22 protein-coding genes are annotated in these 20661 nt (G+C 35.5%); 6 read left to right on the top strand and 16 right to left on the bottom strand.

What is annotated here, in order from left to right:
- Nucleotides 1–448 precede the first annotated feature (448 nt).
- The 4 genes from AC1DCY_RS24105 to AC1DCY_RS24090 all read right to left on the bottom strand — a co-directional run bounded on the left by AC1DCY_RS24105 (nt 449) and on the right by AC1DCY_RS24090 (nt 4530).
- On the bottom strand, nt 449–1060 hold the full coding sequence (locus AC1DCY_RS24105) for a histidine phosphatase family protein (protein ID WP_477354314.1): 612 nt from the start codon (nt 1058–1060) through the stop codon (nt 449–451).
- A gap of 120 nt (nt 1061–1180) precedes the next feature.
- Complete coding sequence (locus tag AC1DCY_RS24100) at nt 1181–1603, bottom strand: DUF3995 domain-containing protein (RefSeq protein ID WP_477354311.1); 423 nt, start codon at nt 1601–1603, stop codon at nt 1181–1183.
- Between the two features lie 320 nt (nt 1604–1923).
- Entirely contained in the window at nt 1924–2442 is a 519-nt protein-coding gene (locus AC1DCY_RS24095; protein ID WP_477354308.1) for a TetR/AcrR family transcriptional regulator, read from the bottom strand.
- 399 nt (nt 2443–2841) lie between these two features.
- Nucleotides 2842–4530, bottom strand: a complete 1689-nt coding sequence (locus AC1DCY_RS24090; RefSeq protein WP_477354305.1) for an AAA family ATPase — start codon at nt 4528–4530, stop codon at nt 2842–2844.
- Nucleotides 4531–4623: 93 nt separating this feature from the next.
- Between AC1DCY_RS24090 and AC1DCY_RS24085 the strand changes: the two genes are divergently transcribed.
- Nucleotides 4624–5052 (top strand): DUF5301 domain-containing protein, encoded by a 429-nt coding sequence (locus AC1DCY_RS24085; RefSeq protein WP_477354302.1) that lies wholly within the window; start codon nt 4624–4626, stop codon nt 5050–5052.
- A 75-nt stretch (nt 5053–5127) separates the two neighbouring features.
- Here AC1DCY_RS24085 and AC1DCY_RS24080 read toward each other — a convergent pair whose 3' ends face one another.
- The 4 genes from AC1DCY_RS24080 to AC1DCY_RS24065 form a co-directional block, all read right to left on the bottom strand.
- Complete coding sequence (locus tag AC1DCY_RS24080; protein WP_477354299.1) at nt 5128–6105, bottom strand: helix-turn-helix transcriptional regulator; 978 nt, start codon at nt 6103–6105, stop codon at nt 5128–5130.
- A gap of 531 nt (nt 6106–6636) precedes the next feature.
- A complete protein-coding gene (locus AC1DCY_RS24075; protein ID WP_477354296.1) occupies nt 6637–6954 on the bottom strand; it encodes a YbjQ family protein in 318 nt (105 codons plus the stop codon).
- A 12-nt stretch (nt 6955–6966) separates the two neighbouring features.
- Nucleotides 6967–7446 carry a nucleoside 2-deoxyribosyltransferase gene (locus AC1DCY_RS24070; protein WP_477354293.1) on the bottom strand — a complete coding sequence of 160 codons (480 nt, stop codon included), beginning with the start codon at nt 7444–7446 and terminating at the stop codon, nt 6967–6969.
- 10 nt (nt 7447–7456) lie between these two features.
- A complete protein-coding gene (locus AC1DCY_RS24065; RefSeq protein ID WP_477354290.1) occupies nt 7457–7891 on the bottom strand; it encodes a GNAT family N-acetyltransferase in 435 nt (144 codons plus the stop codon).
- A 274-nt stretch (nt 7892–8165) separates the two neighbouring features.
- Here AC1DCY_RS24065 and AC1DCY_RS24060 point away from each other — a divergent pair, with 274 nt between their 5' ends.
- On the top strand, nt 8166–9317 hold the full coding sequence (locus AC1DCY_RS24060; RefSeq protein ID WP_477354287.1) for an immunity 26/phosphotriesterase HocA family protein: 1152 nt from the start codon (nt 8166–8168) through the stop codon (nt 9315–9317).
- Between the two features lie 288 nt (nt 9318–9605).
- Here the strand turns inward: AC1DCY_RS24060 and AC1DCY_RS24055 are convergent, their stop codons facing one another.
- From AC1DCY_RS24055 to AC1DCY_RS24040, 4 genes are all read right to left on the bottom strand, one after another.
- Nucleotides 9606–10454, bottom strand: coding sequence for a metallophosphoesterase family protein (locus tag AC1DCY_RS24055; RefSeq protein WP_477354284.1), 849 nt, complete (start codon nt 10452–10454; stop codon nt 9606–9608).
- Between the two features lie 69 nt (nt 10455–10523).
- Nucleotides 10524–11585 (bottom strand): suppressor of fused domain protein, encoded by a 1062-nt coding sequence (locus tag AC1DCY_RS24050; protein ID WP_477354281.1) that lies wholly within the window; start codon nt 11583–11585, stop codon nt 10524–10526.
- Between the two features lie 525 nt (nt 11586–12110).
- Nucleotides 12111–12659: a hypothetical protein gene (locus AC1DCY_RS24045; protein ID WP_477354279.1), complete on the bottom strand. Its 549-nt coding sequence runs from the start codon at nt 12657–12659 to the stop codon at nt 12111–12113.
- Nucleotides 12660–13193: 534 nt separating this feature from the next.
- The gene (locus AC1DCY_RS24040) at nt 13194–13622 is read right to left on the bottom strand and encodes a GNAT family N-acetyltransferase (RefSeq protein WP_477354276.1); all 429 of its coding nucleotides are present in this window, start codon (nt 13620–13622) and stop codon (nt 13194–13196) included.
- A gap of 147 nt (nt 13623–13769) precedes the next feature.
- On the opposite strand from AC1DCY_RS24040, the gene AC1DCY_RS24035 reads away from it, so the two are divergent.
- From AC1DCY_RS24035 to AC1DCY_RS24025, 3 genes are all read left to right on the top strand, one after another.
- Entirely contained in the window at nt 13770–14246 is a 477-nt protein-coding gene (locus AC1DCY_RS24035) for a GNAT family N-acetyltransferase (RefSeq protein WP_477354273.1), read from the top strand.
- A 939-nt stretch (nt 14247–15185) separates the two neighbouring features.
- Nucleotides 15186–17000 carry a terpene cyclase/mutase family protein gene (locus tag AC1DCY_RS24030; protein WP_477354270.1) on the top strand — a complete coding sequence of 605 codons (1815 nt, stop codon included), beginning with the start codon at nt 15186–15188 and terminating at the stop codon, nt 16998–17000.
- 124 nt (nt 17001–17124) lie between these two features.
- Nucleotides 17125–17412, top strand: a complete 288-nt coding sequence (locus AC1DCY_RS24025) for a hypothetical protein (RefSeq protein ID WP_477354268.1) — start codon at nt 17125–17127, stop codon at nt 17410–17412.
- Nucleotides 17413–17656: 244 nt separating this feature from the next.
- Here AC1DCY_RS24025 and AC1DCY_RS24020 read toward each other — a convergent pair whose 3' ends face one another.
- Both AC1DCY_RS24020 and AC1DCY_RS24015 read right to left on the bottom strand, forming a co-directional pair.
- Nucleotides 17657–17953: a hypothetical protein gene (locus tag AC1DCY_RS24020; protein WP_477354265.1), complete on the bottom strand. Its 297-nt coding sequence runs from the start codon at nt 17951–17953 to the stop codon at nt 17657–17659.
- Nucleotides 17954–18821: 868 nt separating this feature from the next.
- A complete protein-coding gene (locus AC1DCY_RS24015; RefSeq protein ID WP_477354262.1) occupies nt 18822–19055 on the bottom strand; it encodes a hypothetical protein in 234 nt (77 codons plus the stop codon).
- Between the two features lie 83 nt (nt 19056–19138).
- Between AC1DCY_RS24015 and AC1DCY_RS24010 the strand changes: the two genes are divergently transcribed.
- Nucleotides 19139–19294 carry a hypothetical protein gene (locus tag AC1DCY_RS24010; protein WP_166672163.1) on the top strand — a complete coding sequence of 52 codons (156 nt, stop codon included), beginning with the start codon at nt 19139–19141 and terminating at the stop codon, nt 19292–19294.
- Between the two features lie 277 nt (nt 19295–19571).
- Here the strand turns inward: AC1DCY_RS24010 and AC1DCY_RS24005 are convergent, their stop codons facing one another.
- Together AC1DCY_RS24005 and AC1DCY_RS24000 are read right to left on the bottom strand one after the other, a co-directional pair.
- The gene (locus tag AC1DCY_RS24005; protein ID WP_477354259.1) at nt 19572–19832 is read right to left on the bottom strand and encodes a hypothetical protein; all 261 of its coding nucleotides are present in this window, start codon (nt 19830–19832) and stop codon (nt 19572–19574) included.
- A 607-nt stretch (nt 19833–20439) separates the two neighbouring features.
- Nucleotides 20440–20661: YhjD family protein (locus tag AC1DCY_RS24000; RefSeq protein WP_477354256.1), on the bottom strand; the 222-nt coding region annotated here is incomplete at its 5' end.

Here is a 20661-nt window from a genome sequence, read left to right as displayed (position 1 = left end):
CGTCTTTTTCGTGACGACACATATTGTTTTACCGATAGCATGAATTAGGCTATCGAACCTTATACAATATCCAATTTTCAATGAACGAGCGTGTTTTATAGACTTTTACTAGTCTATAGATGAAGTATAACACCCTTTCAGACACTTAAGGTAGCAATAGTTACCTCTTGTCTGACCTCACTTTCATCCCTTGTCTAAAGACGGGCTACACCCTGCATAGGCTTTCTCGTTCGGAAAATCTGTAATCCGTTATTATCATTTGATTGGCAACCGATAAGAATAACAGACATAAAATACAATAATAAAACAAATAAAATAAATTTTTTCACATATTTCACCCTAAATTCCCATTATTTCACTATTTCATTCAGACGCAGCAAATCCTCTTTAAGTTTCACCCTATTACTTTTTTTATTAATAACAACAAACTTTACGAAAACAGCCTTTATTAATAAAAATCATCGAAATCCGAACAAATTCTCGTTATGTCTTTATTCGCTAATTTAAAAAATACATCCTGAGATACTTCTAACTTCAGTGCATCTTCCTTTTTTAGATCCGCGTATACTCCTCGTAAAATACGACCTGTTAGACCATGCGAAATAGTAATCACTTTCGGAATCTGTTGAATGTCTTTTAGCCAAGCACTTAGTCTGTTCACTACTGAGTCATAAGCTTCTCCATTAGGCGCATTAAAATACCAGTTATAGACGTCTGTGTTATGAAGAAGATTGGGCCAAGAACTTTCAATTTCTTTCGTTGTTAACCCAGCCCACTGTCCCACTGCAACCTCGGTTAAACGATTATCTTTTTCAACATTCTTCAAATCATATCCAATTGTTTCACAAATTATTTCAGTGCTCTGCATGGCTCTACCTAAAGGACTCGAAAAAATTTTCCATTCATTAGGATTTCCAATTAAACTTTTTAGCATTCGAGCATTTTGTTGTACTTGAAGTACACCCACTTCTGTTAATGGAGAATCGAGCTCTCCTTGATATCGTCCTTGTGTATTAAATTCAGTTTCACCATGACGAAGTAAGTAAATTGTTTGATTCAATATTGTTTCCCCCTATAATTTCTCCCCTGCTATCACTCATTATTAATTATGCCTCCGCATAATTGCGTCCGGAGGCTTTAACTTCTTTCAGCGGATGTTTAGACACCCCGCTGAAAGAAGTTAAAACAATAGTATCATATAGACAAATCCAAAGAACAAACATAATGGACTGTAGATCCAAGTATCGTATTTAGCAAACTGTGAATGTTTTATTTTTTTAAAAAATCCAACATAATTAAAATCCCCAATCGCCCGAATAGTAAAAACTATAGCACAGACTATACTTCCGATTTTAGATAGACTATTTGCTTGAAAGCTCTGCAAATAATCACCCTGAACAACGATAATGATACTAGCCAGTAGAATAAGAATGGCAACGAATAATGTCCCCCATTTTCTTGGAGTAAATGCAGGTTTATGCTCTCCCTTTTTTACTGGAAGAACAGCGGTAGAACCCCATCGACCTCCAAAAGCCCAGTACATATGCAAAAAACTGATAAACCAAAGAAACCCTACAGCTATTAATGGTAAAATTGATTTCATATATTTACCTCCAATGTCGTAATCCTAAAACATACACTACCGTATGTTATAGTAAAAATTTTGCCCCTTCAGGTTCTATAACCATATTAGGGACGTTTATAATCATGTAATTAATGATGCCTCGGCTTAATTCCGTGACATCCGCCTGAGGCTTTAAGCCAACAGATGTTTATTGCGCGAAAGCGTAGCGGCAGCAACAAATGTTTATTGCGCGAAAGCGTAGTGCTAACGCAGCGATAGCATCAGATGTTTTTTGTAGATAAATTGCCACAGTACGTGGCGTTCTTAGACTGAGTTCCTCTATTTCGGTGGATATATGGTCAATCGCAGCAAGAAGTTAAAAGCTCAACCATTTTATCAATATCAAAATTAGGATTTTCTTCAAACCTTGTCATCCATCCTACATACGTTAAATAGGCAAGTCTCGCTCTATCTATCGATTCAGCATTATTTATCCCTTTTTTTTGATACAATTTCGCAACACAAGAAATTCTTTGTTCCTCAATATCCACTAAGCGTGCTGCAACAACAGGATCATATTTTGCCCATGTATAAATACCAATCTCCATTTTTTTATCTCGATTAAAACTAATTTGTAATAGCTGTTCTAAAGAGGCCTCCTGTTGCTCCATACTTTGAACAATCAGCTTTGTGGCATGTACTTCCCAATAGTCGAGCATAGAATCTAACAGCTCTTGATGGTCAGAAAAATAGTGATAAAAGCTCCCTTTACTTATTTTTAGTAATCGAGCAAGTGCTTCGATGCGAACTTTATGTATTCCTTCATCAGCTAATTGTTGTAAGCCTGCTTTTATCCAATCTTCCCTCGTTAATTGCATGTCATCTCTCCACTTAGATACGGTAGCGTATGTTTTTGTGTTAGATTACTACTACTTTCATTTTTTGTCAATTGTTCAATCTGTTATTTTTTTGGAACTTTGATGTTATTGCTGACCGTTACATTTATAGTCATTACCCTTGGTAAAATACATGCGCATATTAATATAATAGCTAAAAGTTTTTTCATCTTTAATCTCCTTTTTTGGGTTATTTGTAATTCCTCTTAAATAAAGAACATTTATATTCACGGAGGGTGGTGACTAAGTGTTAAAATCACTTTTGTATTGACTCCTATTTATTCACAGCTAAGGCCAAGTTTTTTTGATTACTTGACCTCAATGACAACTTATCAATTATGCCTCGGCATAATTGCATCCGAAGGCTTTAGGCCAAAGAAGTTAAAATGTATTATCAAATAGATTTTCTGCTATACCTAGTAAAATATCTTTCTCTGTAAATTCCATTAATTCTTCTCTTGTAATGTCTTGCTGTTGAATTAGACGGTTTGATTGAATAGTCACGAGCTTTTCAAATAAGTTTCGAATATAACGACCGTTCGAAAAGTTTGGAATTGATTCGACTGGAATTTGATGCAATTGCTCCTTCATATGATGTGCAAATACGTCACCATACTGGTAATCATTATTTTTACATAGCATGGCAAAAATATCGTAAAGCTCATCTGTGCTAAAATTATCAAACTGCACAAAATGATTGAAGCGGGATTTAAAACCTGGGTTAGCTAGGAGAAATTCCTCCATGAGCTCTGTATAACCGGCAACGATAATAACTAAATCATCCCGTAAATCTTCCATCGCTTTTAAAAGGCTATCAATTGCTTCTTTACCAAATGCGTCTTGTTTATCATTTATTAATGAATAGGCTTCATCAATAAAAAGTACGCCGCCTTTTGCTTTATTCACAACTTCCTGGACCTTCAAAGCCGTCTGGCTAACATATCCTGCTACTAGGCCTGCACGATCTGTTTCTACAAAATGCCCACTTGAAAGTACACCAAGATGCTTATATATTTGGCCTATGATACGTGCCACTGTTGTTTTTCCTGTACCTGGATTTCCAGAGAATACTAGATGATATGTGATTGGGAAGCTCGTTAAACCATGATCCACACGCAAGCTTTGAATTTTAATGAAATTAATAAGATTATGTAATTCCTTTTTAGCATTTGGAAGTCCTACAAGCCCATCGAGCTGCTTCTGTAACTTTTCTATCTCACGCTCTATGTCTGGTGTTATTCGTAAACGTTCACCGTTAATAAATTCACCGCTATAAATAATTTTTCCTTCTTCATTAAAAAAATCTCCTCGACCGTGCTTTTCTCCATTTACAAGATCTCCGATAAAGGAAGCCTGTCCATTAGCATAATAAAGAGTACCATGTCCTGTCATAGCATCCTCTTTAAATTGCCCCTCCGATTCAAGCACACCTTGTCTGGAATAGTTCTTACCTTTTCCATGCTTCATATCCTCAAAGAAATAGCCTTCATACTTAAGAGATGTTATGCCATTTGCAAGCTCCTTAGCACTTGGCGATTCTGCTGCATAGTAAAGCTTTCCAGCACCTTGCATATGATTCCAAATAAAATCACCTTCATATTGTAAAAAACCACTTGGATAGTATTGTTTTCCCTTGCCTTTCTTCATGCCATGGACGAAATCACCCTCGAATTGTGGCTGATTTAAATGTGGATACTGTACACGAAGCTCTTTAAAAGAAGCAATAACATCTTTTTCATAATACAAAATCCCGTAACCTTCCATTAAATCATTACGAAAATGCCCCTCGTAATATACCTGACCATCCTTATATAAAATACCATTACCTTGTTTTTTATTTTGAATAAATTCGCCCTGATAAATCATTTGACCTTTTAAATACATGATGCCGTTACCTTGCTTCATATGATTGAGGAATTCTCCCTCGAATAACAGCTCACCTTCTTGGTCAAATAGCGTACCCTTTCCATCATAAACGTCATGACCAAAGTCATTTTTCTTCACGCCGCCACGATACATTAATGTACCATCTGGATATAATATATCTTTTTCTTCATGATTATATGTCATTTGATTGCCACCCTTTATCCATTCAGTATATGCTTAATTATAGCGTGGAAAAGAATACCTATGCGCGAATTTTTAGAATTCAAGGAGTATAACATGAAAAAAAGATATAAAATAATTATCGGCATCCTATTACCTCTTATCATTTTATTTGCATCAACAATATTTTTAACTCGCGATTCTACTTTTGATAAGGAGGTAATTGAACGACTTGATATCGAACAAATTAACGAAATTGAATTGATCCGTTCCTCTGATAACAAAACAATCACAATTACAGATGCAGCTAAAATCAATCAAATAATGCAGCAATTTGAAAATCAGACGCTTCGAAAAGTCTATTTTTCCAATTCAGATTATGACGAGGCTTATTGGTTAACGTTACATACTAATGATAAACGTGAAATTGGCATACGATTAGATGACTCAAAACATTTATTTGTTTATTTATACGAAGAAAGCTATATGAAAGATTACAAGCTTTTAGATAACTTTAATATGGCCTTTTTTGAGGATCTTTTTTGAAAAATAATTCATTCTTAAACGGTAAAAATCCGCTTCGATTTGGTTTTACGCGGATTTTTACCTTCTATTTTGTTTTTATATGTAGCGATAATTTTGCTGCATCGATTGAATCGTTTCAATCATCTCTTCTCTAAGCTCAATGGGCTCTATCACTTCAATGCTTGCCCCTTGGCTCAGCAGCCACATTTTAATACCATGTCCAAAAACTTCTGCTTCAAATAAATATTGCCCATCTTTTTTGGATACTATTTTTGCTGTTGGTAAACGATCTAATACAGCTTGCGGGGATGTTCCTTTAAAGATAAATTTCATACGCATTAGCTCGCCAGCATGCATAAACTGAATGCGTTTGCGAAATTCTCCTTCTTGAAAACGCTCGGCGTATGGTATTTGAAATTTTTTATCAAGCTCAACAAAATGCTGTATTCGGTCGACTCTATAGACAATAGGCAAATCCTTTTCGTGCTTATTATCATAAGCAATTAGATAAAAGTAGTATTCTGCGAAAATGACGGCGAGTGGTTTTAAAATCTTTTCTGTTGGAATTATTTCGCCTTCACGTAAATAATCAATTTTAATGATTTTCTTTTTTTGAACCGCCTCTGAAAGAACCCAAATTAAATGCAATAGAGACTTTTTATGATTTAAATCTACGTACAAATGCTTTTCGTTTAAAATAATACTGTGAATAAATTCCTGCTTATCGGCCGCAACAATCGAAATAAGCTTATCTATAATATCGCTCATTTCTGATTTTAGTAGTGCTCTTGATTCGATGAGAATTTTAACGATTGCTAAAACTTGCTCCTTCGATAAAATACTTTCCCCATTATTTGTTAGCCTGTACACATTTTCTGTCCGCACATATTCTAAATGGCAATCCAATTTAGCTTTTTCTAGATACGCTCGAATTTCATTCAAATCCCGTTGTATGGTTTTTTCACCAACATTATGTGTAAATGCTTCTTGTTTTTTGTTAATTCCTTGACCATCCATCAGTCTGTCAAACATCGAAATGACGCGATAGCCTTTGTTTTGTTGTGAATCTACCATATATCCCACTCTCTCTTCAAAATTACTTCTCTATTATACAAAAAGAGTTGGACACTATTAGTCCTTTTAACTACTGAATTTCTATTTTATTGGTATAACTGGCACGACATACTATACTTTTGTTATAATTCACTTTATTTTTACAGTTAATTCCGCATTGGTAGATAAAAAGGACTTCAATCTTGGTGATTGAAGTCCTTCATAATGCTAATAAAGCTACCCTTAAAATGGGATTAATTTCCGTTCCAGGCTACTCACTTTCGCACAGATATAATGTAGAAATTTCGTTTTATCACAATAAATTCTATGTGAAGTGGTTGGTTGAAGTGCAGGCTGGGCGACTCCTTGGGGATCAGAGACCCCTGTAGCGAAAGCGAAGCGGCAGCTACAAAGCGCACGGCCGGAACGGAAATCAACCTCTAGCTTTGCCCAAACGTCATACTTTTTCTAAGTGACACCTTAATGAATTTCATTTGACCATTTTGTTTTTCAACACAAGTAAAGATCTTATTGATCGAAGTCTTTAGTGGATTATTCCTTTACTCTTACTGCAGTTCCGTATGCTAATACTTCTGATGTGCCGTCCATGACCGATGATGTTGAAAATCTTATCGCAACAATTGCATTTGCTCCTAGTTGTCTTGCTTCTTCTACCATCGCTTGCGTAGCAGTTTCTCGGGAGCGAACGAGCATTTCTGCGTACTCCTTCATCTCTCCTCCGACAATATTGCGAAGTCCAGCCATCATATCACGACCAATATTTCTCGATTGTACTGAATTGCCTTTTACTAAACCTATAGTTTCTACAATTTCTTTTCCCGCTAGAATATCTGTTGTTGATAGTAACATACAATACTCCTCCTATTTTTTATATTTTTCAACGGCTTTAACAGCTTCAGCAATGGAAGTTGTAATCACTCCCGTGCGCTTAATCAAGCCAATAACAAATAAATTTCGATAAACAAACTGATTTTCAATTCCGTCCCGTACAAGTGCCTCTATTTTCATCATATTGTCCCGGCCTTGTTGGCGAACATCTGTAAATACGCCTACGATTGGTCGATTCAGCATTGCAAATGCACCAATCTCTGCTGCCACACCTGAATCAATCTCAACCCCATCTAAAACGGCCACTAATACATCGCTATTTTGCAGCATCTCTAAATCCGCTTGCGCAATCGCCAAACTATCAGCATATGCCGCTTTATCATTTATCGCATCATTCTCCTGTGGTACGTATAATTCAATACCTGGTACTGCCTCTCTAATTGATGCAGCGAGCTGCTCGTTGACTAAACGATCTCCTAAAGAAAATAATCCATTTGCTAAGTATGCCTTCATAATAAAACTCCTATTCCAATATTTTTTCAAACACTATTTTATGTCGATCTTTTTTATCCACAAAAGTTGAGACAATATCAAATCCGTGTTTAAGATTTGTGATGAGCATTGCTTTTCGCTCATTTCTACCATATGTACGAACTTTTTTAAAGCCAAGTGCCTGTAGATGTTCATGCTGTCGCATCATTAATTGACTGGCAATACCTTGACCCCGTTTATTTTCATGGACACCACCTAACCAACTATAAAAAACGCCATCAGGGTGTGTGTAACCTAGTTTAAAGCCTATGATATCTTCATTCTCTACCGCTAATAAACAAATAAGTCCTTCTTTACATTCTAGTTTTTCTAGTGGGAGATTTGCTCCATCAAATACATGTGCATGAATTTCCTGTAATTGTTTCAGCCAATCATATGGCACGCCTTCAATTATGACGATATGCATTTTTATCACCCCAATCTCTACAGTCATTCATTATAGCAGAAAAGGTTGAACTATAGTTTTATGGAAAAGTTCTAATCAAAAGTTTAAGAAATCTATATCGATCTTCATACAGTACTAATGATTTATGCTTATCTTCTTCCCCCATTAGATCATTCTAAATAATCGAATTTAACTATTTCATGGATGTTTTTATATAAAATATTTTCGTTGCAAGAAGCATTCAGTATACTTGATATAATCCGTTATTCAATTTTATCGCATAGGAGGTAACCTTATGACCCCCATAAATAGTTGGCTGACAAATTCGCTTCGTCCTTATTTCGGACTACATCCCATAGAAGAGCATTGGGATACGATTGAAATACGAAATGGTTATTTCATCTGCATGGATGGTGATGTCATTCGAAAACGTATATCAGTTAATGAGCAAGCAAATCAAGAATCCGATGTAAAGATTCAGACACGAAATCGTGAAGTAATTCTTCCTCAAACTGCCCGTGGTAAAGAGAAAAAAATGAATTATACCCATATTTCCAGCGTTAAAGCGAACGGGGTTGTTTTCTCTGCTGGCGTGCATATCGGGGATCAGCCATCCGGCTACATTACCGCTCGCAATGCGAAGACCTTTTTCGAACTGCCACTGACAAACACGAAGAATTTAACAAGTAAGGAGGAAATCCTTGAGTGGCTACATCAGTTTCCATCATATTTACCTCCAGACTATGGTCAGAAGTTGGAAAAACTCTCAAGGAAAAAAAGCTTGCGTTATAAAGCCGTTCCAGGAGATATTTTCCGAGTTGAAATTGATTTATTCACAGATGGCTATGTGCTTGTCATCGGAGATTTACGCCAAATGCAAAAAGATGGTTTGTTTTCAGAAGATTGTCTATGGAATGATGTAATGACGATGCCGCTTTTTATTCGACCTTATCTGTTCAAAACAACAAATCGCTTACCAAGTATAGAGCATATTACTTCAGCTCCTTTATCTGAACAAACCTTGATTGTTATGGACGATCATTTTATGCGTGGTGGCTACGAAAAAGTTGGACACAAAACGCTAACCGAAACAGATATTCTATTACCACTTGGTTATGGTATTAACATCGATTATGAAAAAGAAAAGTGCTACCGCCTTTCCTGGGGAACAGGAACAATTAGTAAGTCAGAAAAAGAAACTTCTTTTAAGACAGCAAGTCGTTTTTCTAATTATGGCGTAAGTGCAGGAATCAACGTCGAATGGTTTGATACTACCAGAGAACAAGCAATGTTACATTCACTAGAGCATCCGTTATATGCTAAGGAGCGCAAGCAGGCACTTGCGGAATTTGGCTTACCAGAGGATATTACATATGATGAATTCAACCGTCAAACAGGTGGGCTCACTCGGTTAGAGTATTTGGATTACTTATCTTCCCGTAAATAAAGAAATGGGTATACACATGTAGTGTGGTTTGAGATGACAGGACAGTTATCTCAAACTATGTACCTTTTGACAATTCTGTTCCCATTTCCTAAAAGTAAAGAGCTTTCCTCCCTTCATCACTACAAGATTTCAAAAGGAAATAGACTCCTTACATGAAGGCGAAATGCCAATTACATTATCACTTTAAAGAATTGATTAGAAATGCTAAGTTGGATTTCTACCTTTTAGGATTTATCGTATCTTTTCTTTAGAATATCTCAACCTTTTAAGTGAAATACTCCGTTATTTCTAATCTAGTGTTGCGGCTGTAAAGATAAAAGCACGACCATCCGCATTTAAAATCTGTAGCCCATCATTCGTTTCAACTAGTGGTGTATCCCAATGAACATGACCGCAGCAGACCAAAAGCTCAGCAGCATTCTGTAGTTCATTCCAAATATTTGGATTACCAGGTAGACCTTGTGAGCTAATCTTCGGACTTTCATGAAGTAGCAGGATGTCGGGAACATGTCTTATAATGTCTCTGAGTTTTGCCAAATAATCTGCTTCTCCCATCCGATTCGGTTTATCTGCCCTACCGATGATTCCTCCGAGTCCTGCAACTGCAAGTTTGCCATACATGATTGTACCCCCATCCGAGAAGTAATGGATACCTGAGGTAGAATCCAATTCAGCTTGTTCCTTATTCGTCAATAGATCGTGATTTCCTGCGATGCCTGTGACAAATCCAAATTGACTCTGAAAAGCTCTCCATACAGGCAAAGGATTACCGCTAGCACCTCTTTTGATTAGATCAGTGTATAAATCTCCACATAAGCAAACCATCACCTTGGCTGGGTCCAAATCTGGTAAATGGATTTGAAACAAAAGGGAAAGCACTTCCGCAAGTTCCTCACCCAGTAACTTTTGGGCTTCTTCTACCTGCTCTTGCTTATGACCTACAATTCCTTGTAAATCAGAAGCAATAATTAGTGCATCCAACTCCTCCGGCATTCCAAGTATCTCTCCCCAATAAATAGGAAGATATTCATAAGAAATACCCGCTGCCTTTGATGTAGCGGTAATGTACGGTAATTTCTCTAAAGGCTCTTTGGCAATATTAACGATTTTCAATGCTCTTTTTGTCTGTTTCTTCATTTAAGATATTCCCCTTATAGATAGGAGTCAAAGTAGTACTTCATCCTTTTAGCGGGAGACTATATTTTATCATCCGATTGTTTCTACAACGTTTCCTTGCTGATCTTTAATATACGTTTTTGCTATTTGAATGGAAAGCCCCGGTATAGAGGATACTTCAAACTCTTGTTCTTGCGGCATCAAGTTTTGATTGAGTTCCATAACTGCCTTGTCATTTAATGTGATGGTAATATCCGCTTCCTCCACGCTATACCCACATTTTTCACCTGGCTCAAATACAACACGGATTTCTCGACCAACTAAGGTTAGCCTTTTCCCTTTTAAAATCCGTCCTCGTAATAGTTTGCCGATTATTCCCGCTTGCTTTGCCCCCAGCGTTAACTTATTAGGCTGTTTGCTGAACAATCCCTTTTTCCCCTGCTCCCAAGCTAGTTGGTCCACAAATAAATAGCCGGTATTAGAGCCTTCTTCCGCCATTCCTTTTTCTACCGCTTCGGCAATGGATGAAATCTGTAAAAGAGATGCACGAGATAAGTCAGTAACATAGCTCGGGATATATTCTAGACCTGCATCTAGTACACCAATAGTATTCCAAGTTTGCATCGCCTCAAGCTCATCGCCTGTAATACCTACCATTTGAATAAACTCCACTTGTCCATTTGGTGTCTCAATAGCTGGCAACTCAGGATCTAACGCAAAGGCAAGCGCCGTTAAAAGCGTGTCAGCTCCTTGGCAGATTGGACCATTAGCATCCAAATAATCGCCTGATCTGAAAACATTGCCACTGTCAAAAACATATCTTCCCATGTTTTGCAGCAAATTTAACGCCCACGCTGGTGGCTCCTCCTCATCTTCATTTCGGGCAAGACGAAATGTTAACTCAAACCCATATCCGCTGTATTCAGCATCCTCTGATTCTTTTTCATATAATTCAGAAAATCCATAAGTGACAAAATGCCAGTGTGGAACTGGTGTCTCACTTTTATAGGCACTGATTCCTTCTAGCGGATCTTCGCCTCCTAATAAATATGGAATAACAGTTCCATAATGCTTTGGCTCCTGGTCTCCGTAAACTTTTAATAATTCCTGATCAATCGCATCCCAGCCAGATGCATTTACTTCTTCGCTCATCAATAACGCCCCCTATGTATTTTTTCAATTTCTTTTTTAGCAGATGTTTGGACACCCGCTGAAAAGTAACTTAAACCTGCATTCATCTAACCTCTCCAACTATAGCGGTGAAAAACATCTGTAACTGTCGTTTCACTTTCGTTACAAAAAAACATCTGTAACTGTCGTTTCACTTTCGTTACAAAAAACATCTGTGGCTGACGCTTTGCTTTCGCTACAAAATATTCGCTGAAGGAAGTTAAATTATATTCACTTCAGATTCTACTTTAAAGTATATAATATACTCCAAAGAGAATAATACCCAACTTGACTACCTTTAATTTTATAACAGAATAGTTTTATATTCATTAATCGGTGATGGACATCGAGTAAATTATCAAGACTTAAGCACCATATCCAATGTTAATCTGTATTGACATCAGCCTAGAACGACCGTAAAGTATGAAGCTTTGGAGGACATCTAGATACGCCAAGGCTTCATGATAGCGAGGATAAAAATTAATTAGAATGATTCGTGGTTTCTTCTTAGCCATATAACATTGCTGGTGAACGCACACTTTGTAAATAGTCTGCAAGCTTCCCAGCATATACTTTTTCTAAATAAGGTAATTGTGCGATACAATGAGGTGTCATTAATGCTGGATTTTGACAAACTTTCAGCCCACCACCCTTTAATAGCATCGCCACAAATTGCGAGCAAAAATAGGCACGCTCCCTTCGAACCTCCTTTTGCATCATTACTCCAAAGAGTCCAATAAAATTATATTTATAACGATCTCGATTCCAATACATATATTGTACGATTTTCATCATCTCTAAGTATTGATAATGAGATATTTTACAACGATAAATTACACAATCAGCCGTTTCAAATAGCCCTCTTTCTGCATCTTCTCGCAAAAAACCCCCACTTAAAGGATTGTTTAGTTGTCTACGTCCAAAGCTATACATTTCAAAGAGCTCCTCATCAAAAGAAACGGACGCATGATTCATCTCTTTTCCAGTATACATGCCTATAGCTTTTGATAATAATGTACCTGTTTTTGTTAATACTATGTAAATGGTGTATGCCATGTCCTCACCTACTTCAATTTTCTTTCCTACTACCAATACGTATTAAATATTCAAACGGTTTCATAAATTTCCTTTTTTTATAAGTATATCTAACGATGTTTATTTTTTTCTTAGAAAAAAATGAAGATTTTCTTAATTTTTTTCAATGCTTTTAGACTTATGTTTGTACGCTACCTTTATTTATATGTCTTGAATCTTATTCTTATGTGATTTTTGCCGAAGTACTTGAATATAGATATACGAGAGAATATGATAGCCGTAGTATTTGAGGCTAATTTTTTATTGGATGATAGCAGAAAGATAAAAACAGATAACTAATAGTTGTCTGTTTTTAAGAGAATTTATTAATTATAATTAGGGAGTACAATATGATTTCTTTGAAGTTTGACTTATGTTTAAATACTTCATCAAATATAGCTGTTGTTATTTTTAGTTTGTCCTATTGTATGATATAATCGCTTTACTGACTAACCTAAGCAAGTCAAAATAAGCTGTAGCGATACCGTACGCTACAGCTTTTTTGTGTTCTTCTCCTCAAGGATTACTACATTCCAAATACTCCTCTGCTAGTTGCGGATTATTGTATATGGCCATACCAGTTTTCAATTTTTTAAAGCCGATCTTTTCGTAAAAAGGTTCATTTCCTGTTGTTGCAATTAGCTGAATACAAGAAACATCCTCTAATTGGTGAATAATGTCCTCTAAAAGAGTTCTAGCTATTCCTCTTCCTTGATAATTTTTATGTACGACAACATCATAAATTGCAGCATTAAAGACACCATCTGAAAGAGCTCTCGCAAAACCTATAATTTTATGATCTTTTACTGCGAAAACTTGTTGTGTACTTGCATGGAAAACTTTTTTAATTATACGTTCGTCATGTTTCATCCATCCTACTGATTGATAAACTTCTTTTAACATTGTTAGCTCGTTTTCCTCTACGTCATATTTAAGTAAAACCATTTTTCATTCCCCCTAATTTTTTTATTTTTTTAGTGTTGATTAACTATATTGAACCATCAAATTAAAGATGATTACATACCATTTATAAACAAGCCTCTTGACGAACGTTTGTTCTGATATTAAAATGATAAAAAAGGAGGCAATTTTATGCAAAAAACGAACACCATTGAATTAGTACATTTCTCAGAAGAGTATGTGGATATTTTGAATGACTTTGAGCTTCCGGACGAACAAAGTCAATTTACTGCCCTTCCAAAAGAGATTTCTATAGAAATGGTTGGACAGTATCCGATTGTTATTTTGAGTGACAATGTGCCTGTAGGATTTTTTGTCTTGCACGCAACAGAAAGAGTAAAAGAATATTCTAATAATCCAAAAGCTATGCTGCTTACTGCATTATCTATTGACCATAAACAACAAGGAAATAGGTACGCCAAAAAAGGGATGCTAGCATTGTCTGAATTTATGAAGAGGGAATTTAAAGAATATAATGAAGTTGTTTTAGTCGTTAATCATAAAAATATTCCGGCTCAAAATTTGTATTTAAAAGTTGGCTTTGTCGATAACGGGGAAAGAAAAATGGGACGTATTGGCGAGCAAATTGTTATGAACCTAACCATCTAATAGATTTTCAAAAATCACTCGTCATGACATGGGTGATTTTTTTGTTCTCCCCTTACTAGTGGGCATCAGGATATAAGGAATTTTGAGCCTACATATATGATTGTCATTGCGGATAGACTGTTTTGACAATCGGCTATTTAAAAATGAAAATGCCAACGACATATGTAAGGATTACATACTCTTTTGGATGTTCTAATTGAATTATTCCACTTCATATCAAATCTTCAAGTTCCTTTTAATAGTTTACATAATATTTTTATTCCATAAATAAAGTGTTCCTCTATTTGGTAAGTTGTCATGGTAGCTCACTTCCTTCCACACCGTAAGAAGTTTAAAATGATCGGTAACATTGTTGTTCCCCACCGTCTACTAATCTGCCCATAAGTTCAATATGTTCCCCAAACTAGAATTCCAATAATAGAAATTCACTCTAATCAATTTTTATACTAACTCCAGCAACGTCACCGCTTCACAGTGTGCTGCGTATGGTGGCAATACAAGGGTGGTTGTGGGTTTAATTATATATGCTCGGTTCCTATTTTTAGTGGAGTCGAGCATATTTTTCTTATACATATTCAACTATGGCTTCTTCAATTAATACACTCTATTGTTGAAGTAACCTTTGACGTTATCTCCGGCTTTCCCCCATTCTCGCTAAATACTTCTTTACCATCTACATACGTAATTAAGGTTATTTGTTTAATATTTAAAGAGTCACTCATTTCAACCGAAATGCCACCCCCGTTATGGATAATATAGATTATTAGTTGATATGAGTTAATTTCATTAAATATAGAATTTTGGGTAATTTATGTAATTTTAACTCTCCCTCTCCCCAATTCTCCGCACTTGTCTATTTATCTTTATAACTCTCATCATAAAATATCTTAATTGCAATTTATTTTTTCAAATACAAAAAAAAAGGGTGTGTAAACCTAAATGAATCTAATAAATGAGATTCACCAAAAAATACAACAAATTATTAAAAATCTGAAGCAAGACCAATATAATGATGGTTCGTGGAGATATTGTTTTGAAAATGGACCAACGACCGATGCAAATATGATTATCCTGTTAAGAGTATTAGATTATGATGATGAGAATCTTATAAAGAAACTTGTTGCACGTCTACTTCAGCAACAGCAAAATAACGGTGCTTGGAAACTTTATGATGATGAAAAAGGAAATTTATCTGCAACAATTGAAGCATATACAGCTCTTTTATTTTCTGGACATTTGAATAAAGATGATCCGTTGATGAAATTAAGTGAACAATTTATTGTAGAGAATGGAGGACTTGAAAAAAGTCATATTTCTACGAAGTGTTTACTAGCTATTACCAACTTATACCCTTGGCCAAGACTATTTCCTATCCCACTTAGTATCATGAATATACCTAAGTTTCTAACATTTAATTTTTTTCATTTTAGCTCATACGTACAAGCACACTTTCTTCCTATGTTAATATTAGGACACGATAAATTTGTAGTTACTAATAAATGGACGCCTGATTTACAGCATTTATTTTTATCTCAAAAGAAATATAAGGCACTTAAAAAGAAAAAAAGAGGGTTTAATTTATTTAAAAAGATATTGCCTACTTATAAAGAATCTACGAGGCTAAAAGCTGAACAACATATATATAATTGCATTGAAAAGGATGGGACATTATATAGTTACGCAAGTTCTACATTTTTTATGATTTATGCACTACTTTCTCTAGGTTATACAAAATCTTCTCCTATTATTAAAAATGCTATTGGCGGTATTAGATCTTTTTTATACGAAAAAGGAGATGTTTTTCATATTCAAAACTCTCCTTCGACTGTTTGGGACACTGCGCTAATTTCTTATTCCTTACAAGAATCGGGTCTCACCATAAAGGATCCAGCTATCCAATTAGCTTCGAACTTCTTAATGGAATTACAACACAAACACTCTAATAAAGGATGGGGTTTTTCAGAAAGCAACTCCATTAATCCCGATGTTGATGATACACAAGCGGCATTAAGGGCACTATCTAATTTTACATGTAGTCATTCTGATTTTCGTATGGCCTGGAATTCGGGAGTTGATTGGTTATTAACCATGCAAAACAATGACGGGGGCTGGGGAGCATTTAAAAAAAATAGTCCTTCATACATTAAATGGCTTTTCCCCATACAGAGTTTTGAAGACACTGCTATAGATCCTTCTGCTGCTGACATCACTGGCAGGACATTGGAATTTCTAGGGAATCATTTAAATTTGACTATGCAACATCCTCGTGTAATGAACAGTGTAAAATGGCTAATAAAGAATCAAACTAATGATGGTTCATGGTACGGACGTTGGGGGATATCTTACATTTATGGTACATGGGCCGCTGTCACAGGCTTAAAGGCAGTTGGGGTTTCATCTGATCATCCAACTATTCAGAAAGCAACAGATTGGTTGTTAAATATAAGGCAATCTGACGGAGGCTGGGGTGAATCATGCCAGAGTGATTTTCATAAAGAATATATTCCTTTGTCCTATTCTACACTAGTACAAACTTGTTGGGCGGTTGATGCATTAATTTCTATCTCTGAGTTTCCTACAAAAGAAATCACAGAAGGAATTATAAGAATTTTAGAATGGCAAAATACAGAAACTAGTCGGACCACTTATCCTACTGGTGCAGGTTTACCAGGACACTTTTATATCCACTATCACAGCTATCAATACGTATGGCCTTTGGTTACATTAAGCCATTACTTAAAAAAATACAATTAGTTCATTATAGGAGTTTTTTTAAAAAAATAGTTAATCTATCTACCCCCCTCCTTTTTCATCTCATATACTATATTGTTCCCATCTTTTCTGTAATTTACTTTTATTTGAAAGGAGGTTTTTGTCAATGGGCAATATTGATCCTAATTTAATGCGTGTTTTCCGACAAAGAATTAGAAACCCTCATTGTTTCGGTCGTGTATGTGGAGCTCTTAGATCATGTAACTATCATCACTTAAGAAGTCCCGCAGGTGCATACGGTCTCGTTGATCGTCTATCTGAATGTTGTGGAGTACCTGTAACAAGAGCTCAGAGAGATAATGCAGCACACTGGCTTATGAATTGTGGAGTTGATCCTTCAAACACAGCTCACCGAAGAAGGATGTGGGGTATTGTTAGGGGAGGTTTGTGGTAAACCGAAACACTTTATAGCAGGGCAACTAACCATGGTTAGTTGCCTTCTGTTGCGAGACACACTCTACATGTGGCAACACATTGGTGCTGGTGGGTTAAATTATAAATGACTCTGCTCTACTTTAGCGAAATACCAACTTACTGTATTTTCTACTTTCACTTACAAAAAGAGCATCAATCCCGTTTTGATCAGCGACTCTATTAAGTTGAAGAATTATTTTATTATGTATCTAAGTTTGATTACCTCAATTCTTTCTTTTTTCTTCTTTTCTTCTTTTTGATTCTTTTACATAATTAATATAGTTCCCTGTTCCTTCTATTGCTGAAACTGCAATGATGGCCCATTCTAGTGGATTAACATCTCTTAGCGTTTCCTTTCCATAGAGTAATGTAATGCTAGCAATAAACCCATAGAGAATTGCTTTAGAAAAATACTCCCAAATAGGAGAATAATTTTCTATATTAATTTTGCCGTATATTTTTTCTATTAAGATTACCATTCCTATAATTAAAACTACGGTTATAATCATTTCCGTCTTCATAGTCCGCCTCCATAAAAAATTTTAACACTTACTTCATTATATAATTTCTTCGAAAATATCTTCAATCCTTCGTGTAACAAAAAAATCCATTACTGGGAATCCGTTCTTTTATCATTTCTTTATTATTAAACTAACTCCAACCACTTCTACGACTTTAGTTGCCATTATTAATCTCTTGGTTATAGGAAACAGGTCAACCGTTTTTTATTGTTTTAACAGGTATGCGGAAACATATCTACTACAATTTTTTCAAAGCTGGAATCTTAGTACCTAACACCTAAGATTACAACCTCCAATACAAGAGCGCCTCCTATGATAGGAACTCCTCCGTACTTAATTATTCCATTGAGAAAATCTTTGTTGTCAGTATCCTATGCTGAAATACGATCTGTAATAGTTATCATCTGCTCTGTTATTTGCACTCTTTCTTCAACAGTGATTGTGTCCTTTTTTTAGAGCTCACGTATACCTTTGAATTTAACATAGTCCTTCAAATCGCCATCCTGAAAATCTGAGTAACTATCACGATTTCTAAAATAGCGAAGCACCTCATCGACGTAGCTATCGTAAATCGGATAATCGAGTGGACTGTGATGGCTACAATACTTTGAGGCAAAGGAGTAAAAATTCTTCTCTGTATTACCTATAGTTACATACTAGATATCTCCTAACAGCGTAACATCACCGGCCTCAAGTCTCGCATCTATTTCCAAAGCAATTATGTGATTAGCTACAGGATAGATTGAAAAAATGTTCGTACTAAGCGTTATGTCTTCAAAAGAATATCGATAACGTCTGTATTCTTCGGGCATAGCTTAAAGAACAGTTTATTAAGTGCATCCTCCTGCAGGTGGTAGATCTCAACCCGCTAGATCGATGGATAAGGAACATCAACATCCATTTTCTTCTTACGAGTATATACACGATTAGAAGTCTTTTTCTGCTTGAGCGCAGATGGATCTGCAGTTCCATCAGAATCTAAGAATAAACGGAACTTTCTAAGATGAGACAAGTAACCACTAACAAGTGAATTAACATTACCGGCTGCGTTCTCAGAAAGTGGAGGTGAAAATGTTACTTTATCCATACATTTTTGTTTCATCACATATATTTCATTAATTAATTGTAAGTTATGCGGATAAAAAATCATCTTTCTCTCACACTAATGGTGGAGGTGAGATGATCATGGGTAATAATAAACATAAAAATAATAAAACTCAAGACAACAAAAAACAGCAGAATCAAAATCAAAATGCTAACAGAGAACGTAAAAATGAAAACAGAGAAGAGTTCGGTGAGGAAGTAGATTTCAGTAGTATTCAAAATGAAAATAAACGTTAATTAATTTTGAACTAACCCCCAATATTATCTTAGAAAAAGGTGTGTATTGGGGGTTTTTTATTCTGTAAACATCGACCTTGATCCATCTCTTTCGATTTCTTAAAATACAAAAAAACCCGGAAATAATTCCGGGCTAATTACCACTTACTTTTTTCCTCCATGTCATACTGTCTCGCTTTTCGCATTCGATCTTAAGAATAACCTAAGACAACCGTGCAAGTATGAGATTTTATTCTGCTTGATAATTTATTTCCATAGAATGGTGGTTTCACCTTTTTTATGATACGAATTTATCTACTACCAAAGCCGTGGCACAATAAATATCTACTGGTATCCATAAGAGCCAACCTATTATCCAGTTTAATTTTATATATACATTAGGTGGTATTATTTTCGATGCTATTTTTGTATTTCCTACGAGTTCATTATTTTCCCGTACCCCTTCAGAAATATTCTCAACCTTCAGTTCTACTTTAGTTAAATTAGGATTATGAAAATCAACCTCTAAAAATGCGTATTGAGGATTTGAAATCGACAATTTTACACTCCTTTGTTTCATCCTAATTCCTTAATAAATCAATTAAAAGCTTAATTTGCATGTGGCTATTATATTCACAAGGTAGTAACAATATGCACTATTAATTTACAAAGTTTTGCAATGAGACCAATCAATTGTCGATTATTGACGTAAAATTTTAAAGAGTAATTGTGTAAAATGATTCTTATCATTTTCTCAAAAACGGAGAAAGCCTATAAACCTTGATATATAAAGGTTTATGGGCTTTCAAGTATTTCTTATCTTGACTAAAAAAACTTCTAATGATATCGGTGGCCGGGAAGCTAAAACTTATAATTTGCCATTCTGTTTCTAGACCGCAGTCTATCCTATAGGGTACTTTTGAGTAACTATAAAAGGGTCACTTTGGTTAGGAGTGACCCCTTAGTAAAAAGTTTCGGAGGTGTAAGGCTAAATTAGCTTTACCCTACTATTAATATGATGTGATAGCTATATTTGTATAGTGAATTACCAGTGAAATAAATTTAAAAATAAAAAAGCCGTAGCTTCGTCACACGTTAAAGTAAACTAATGAACAATATGAGGAAATTAGTAAATAATAATCCATACCTCTTACGAATAATAATCTTTATTCTAAAGCTACACGTATATGATTAATCAACAACTTTTCCACTTGTGATTTAAGAGCTTGATTTGCATAACGGAGTACTACATCATTACCTGCAGTGGCAACTTGCACGTCACTAAAGTATTCATCTACTGGTTGCCAACCTACTACTCGTATACGTTTTTGTGCAAGTTCTCGTTTGAGGTTAAAATATTCTTGTCTTAGATCCTTTAGCAATGAATC

Source organism: Lysinibacillus sp. 10T31, from assembly GCF_056394365.1.
This window is presented reverse-complemented; position numbering and strand designations above follow the sequence as displayed.

Coding starts and splice junctions, on each gene's coding strand:
- AC1DCY_RS24030 (WP_477354270.1), top strand. CDS start 15,186: ATGAATCTAATAAATGAGATTCACCAAAAAATACAACAAATTATTAAA.
- AC1DCY_RS24010 (WP_166672163.1), top strand. CDS start 19,139: ATGGGTAATAATAAACATAAAAATAATAAAACTCAAGACAACAAAAAA.
- AC1DCY_RS24085 (WP_477354302.1), top strand. CDS start 4,624: ATGAAAAAAAGATATAAAATAATTATCGGCATCCTATTACCTCTTATC.
- AC1DCY_RS24055 (WP_477354284.1), bottom strand. CDS start 10,454: ATGAAGAAACAGACAAAAAGAGCATTGAAAATCGTTAATATTGCCAAA.
- AC1DCY_RS24100 (WP_477354311.1), bottom strand. CDS start 1,603: ATGAAATCAATTTTACCATTAATAGCTGTAGGGTTTCTTTGGTTTATC.
- AC1DCY_RS24045 (WP_477354279.1), bottom strand. CDS start 12,659: ATGGCATACACCATTTACATAGTATTAACAAAAACAGGTACATTATTA.
- AC1DCY_RS24020 (WP_477354265.1), bottom strand. CDS start 17,953: ATGAAGACGGAAATGATTATAACCGTAGTTTTAATTATAGGAATGGTA.
- AC1DCY_RS24050 (WP_477354281.1), bottom strand. CDS start 11,585: ATGAGCGAAGAAGTAAATGCATCTGGCTGGGATGCGATTGATCAGGAA.
- AC1DCY_RS24090 (WP_477354305.1), bottom strand. CDS start 4,530: ATGACATATAATCATGAAGAAAAAGATATATTATATCCAGATGGTACA.
- AC1DCY_RS24075 (WP_477354296.1), bottom strand. CDS start 6,954: ATGTTACTATCAACAACAGATATTCTAGCGGGAAAAGAAATTGTAGAA.
- AC1DCY_RS24015 (WP_477354262.1), bottom strand. CDS start 19,055: ATGAAACAAAAATGTATGGATAAAGTAACATTTTCACCTCCACTTTCT.
- AC1DCY_RS24095 (WP_477354308.1), bottom strand. CDS start 2,442: ATGCAATTAACGAGGGAAGATTGGATAAAAGCAGGCTTACAACAATTA.
- AC1DCY_RS24040 (WP_477354276.1), bottom strand. CDS start 13,622: ATGGTTTTACTTAAATATGACGTAGAGGAAAACGAGCTAACAATGTTA.
- AC1DCY_RS24080 (WP_477354299.1), bottom strand. CDS start 6,105: ATGGTAGATTCACAACAAAACAAAGGCTATCGCGTCATTTCGATGTTT.
- AC1DCY_RS24065 (WP_477354290.1), bottom strand. CDS start 7,891: ATGCATATCGTCATAATTGAAGGCGTGCCATATGATTGGCTGAAACAA.
- AC1DCY_RS24035 (WP_477354273.1), top strand. CDS start 13,770: ATGCAAAAAACGAACACCATTGAATTAGTACATTTCTCAGAAGAGTAT.
- AC1DCY_RS24070 (WP_477354293.1), bottom strand. CDS start 7,446: ATGAAGGCATACTTAGCAAATGGATTATTTTCTTTAGGAGATCGTTTA.
- AC1DCY_RS24060 (WP_477354287.1), top strand. CDS start 8,166: ATGACCCCCATAAATAGTTGGCTGACAAATTCGCTTCGTCCTTATTTC.
- AC1DCY_RS24025 (WP_477354268.1), top strand. CDS start 17,125: ATGGGCAATATTGATCCTAATTTAATGCGTGTTTTCCGACAAAGAATT.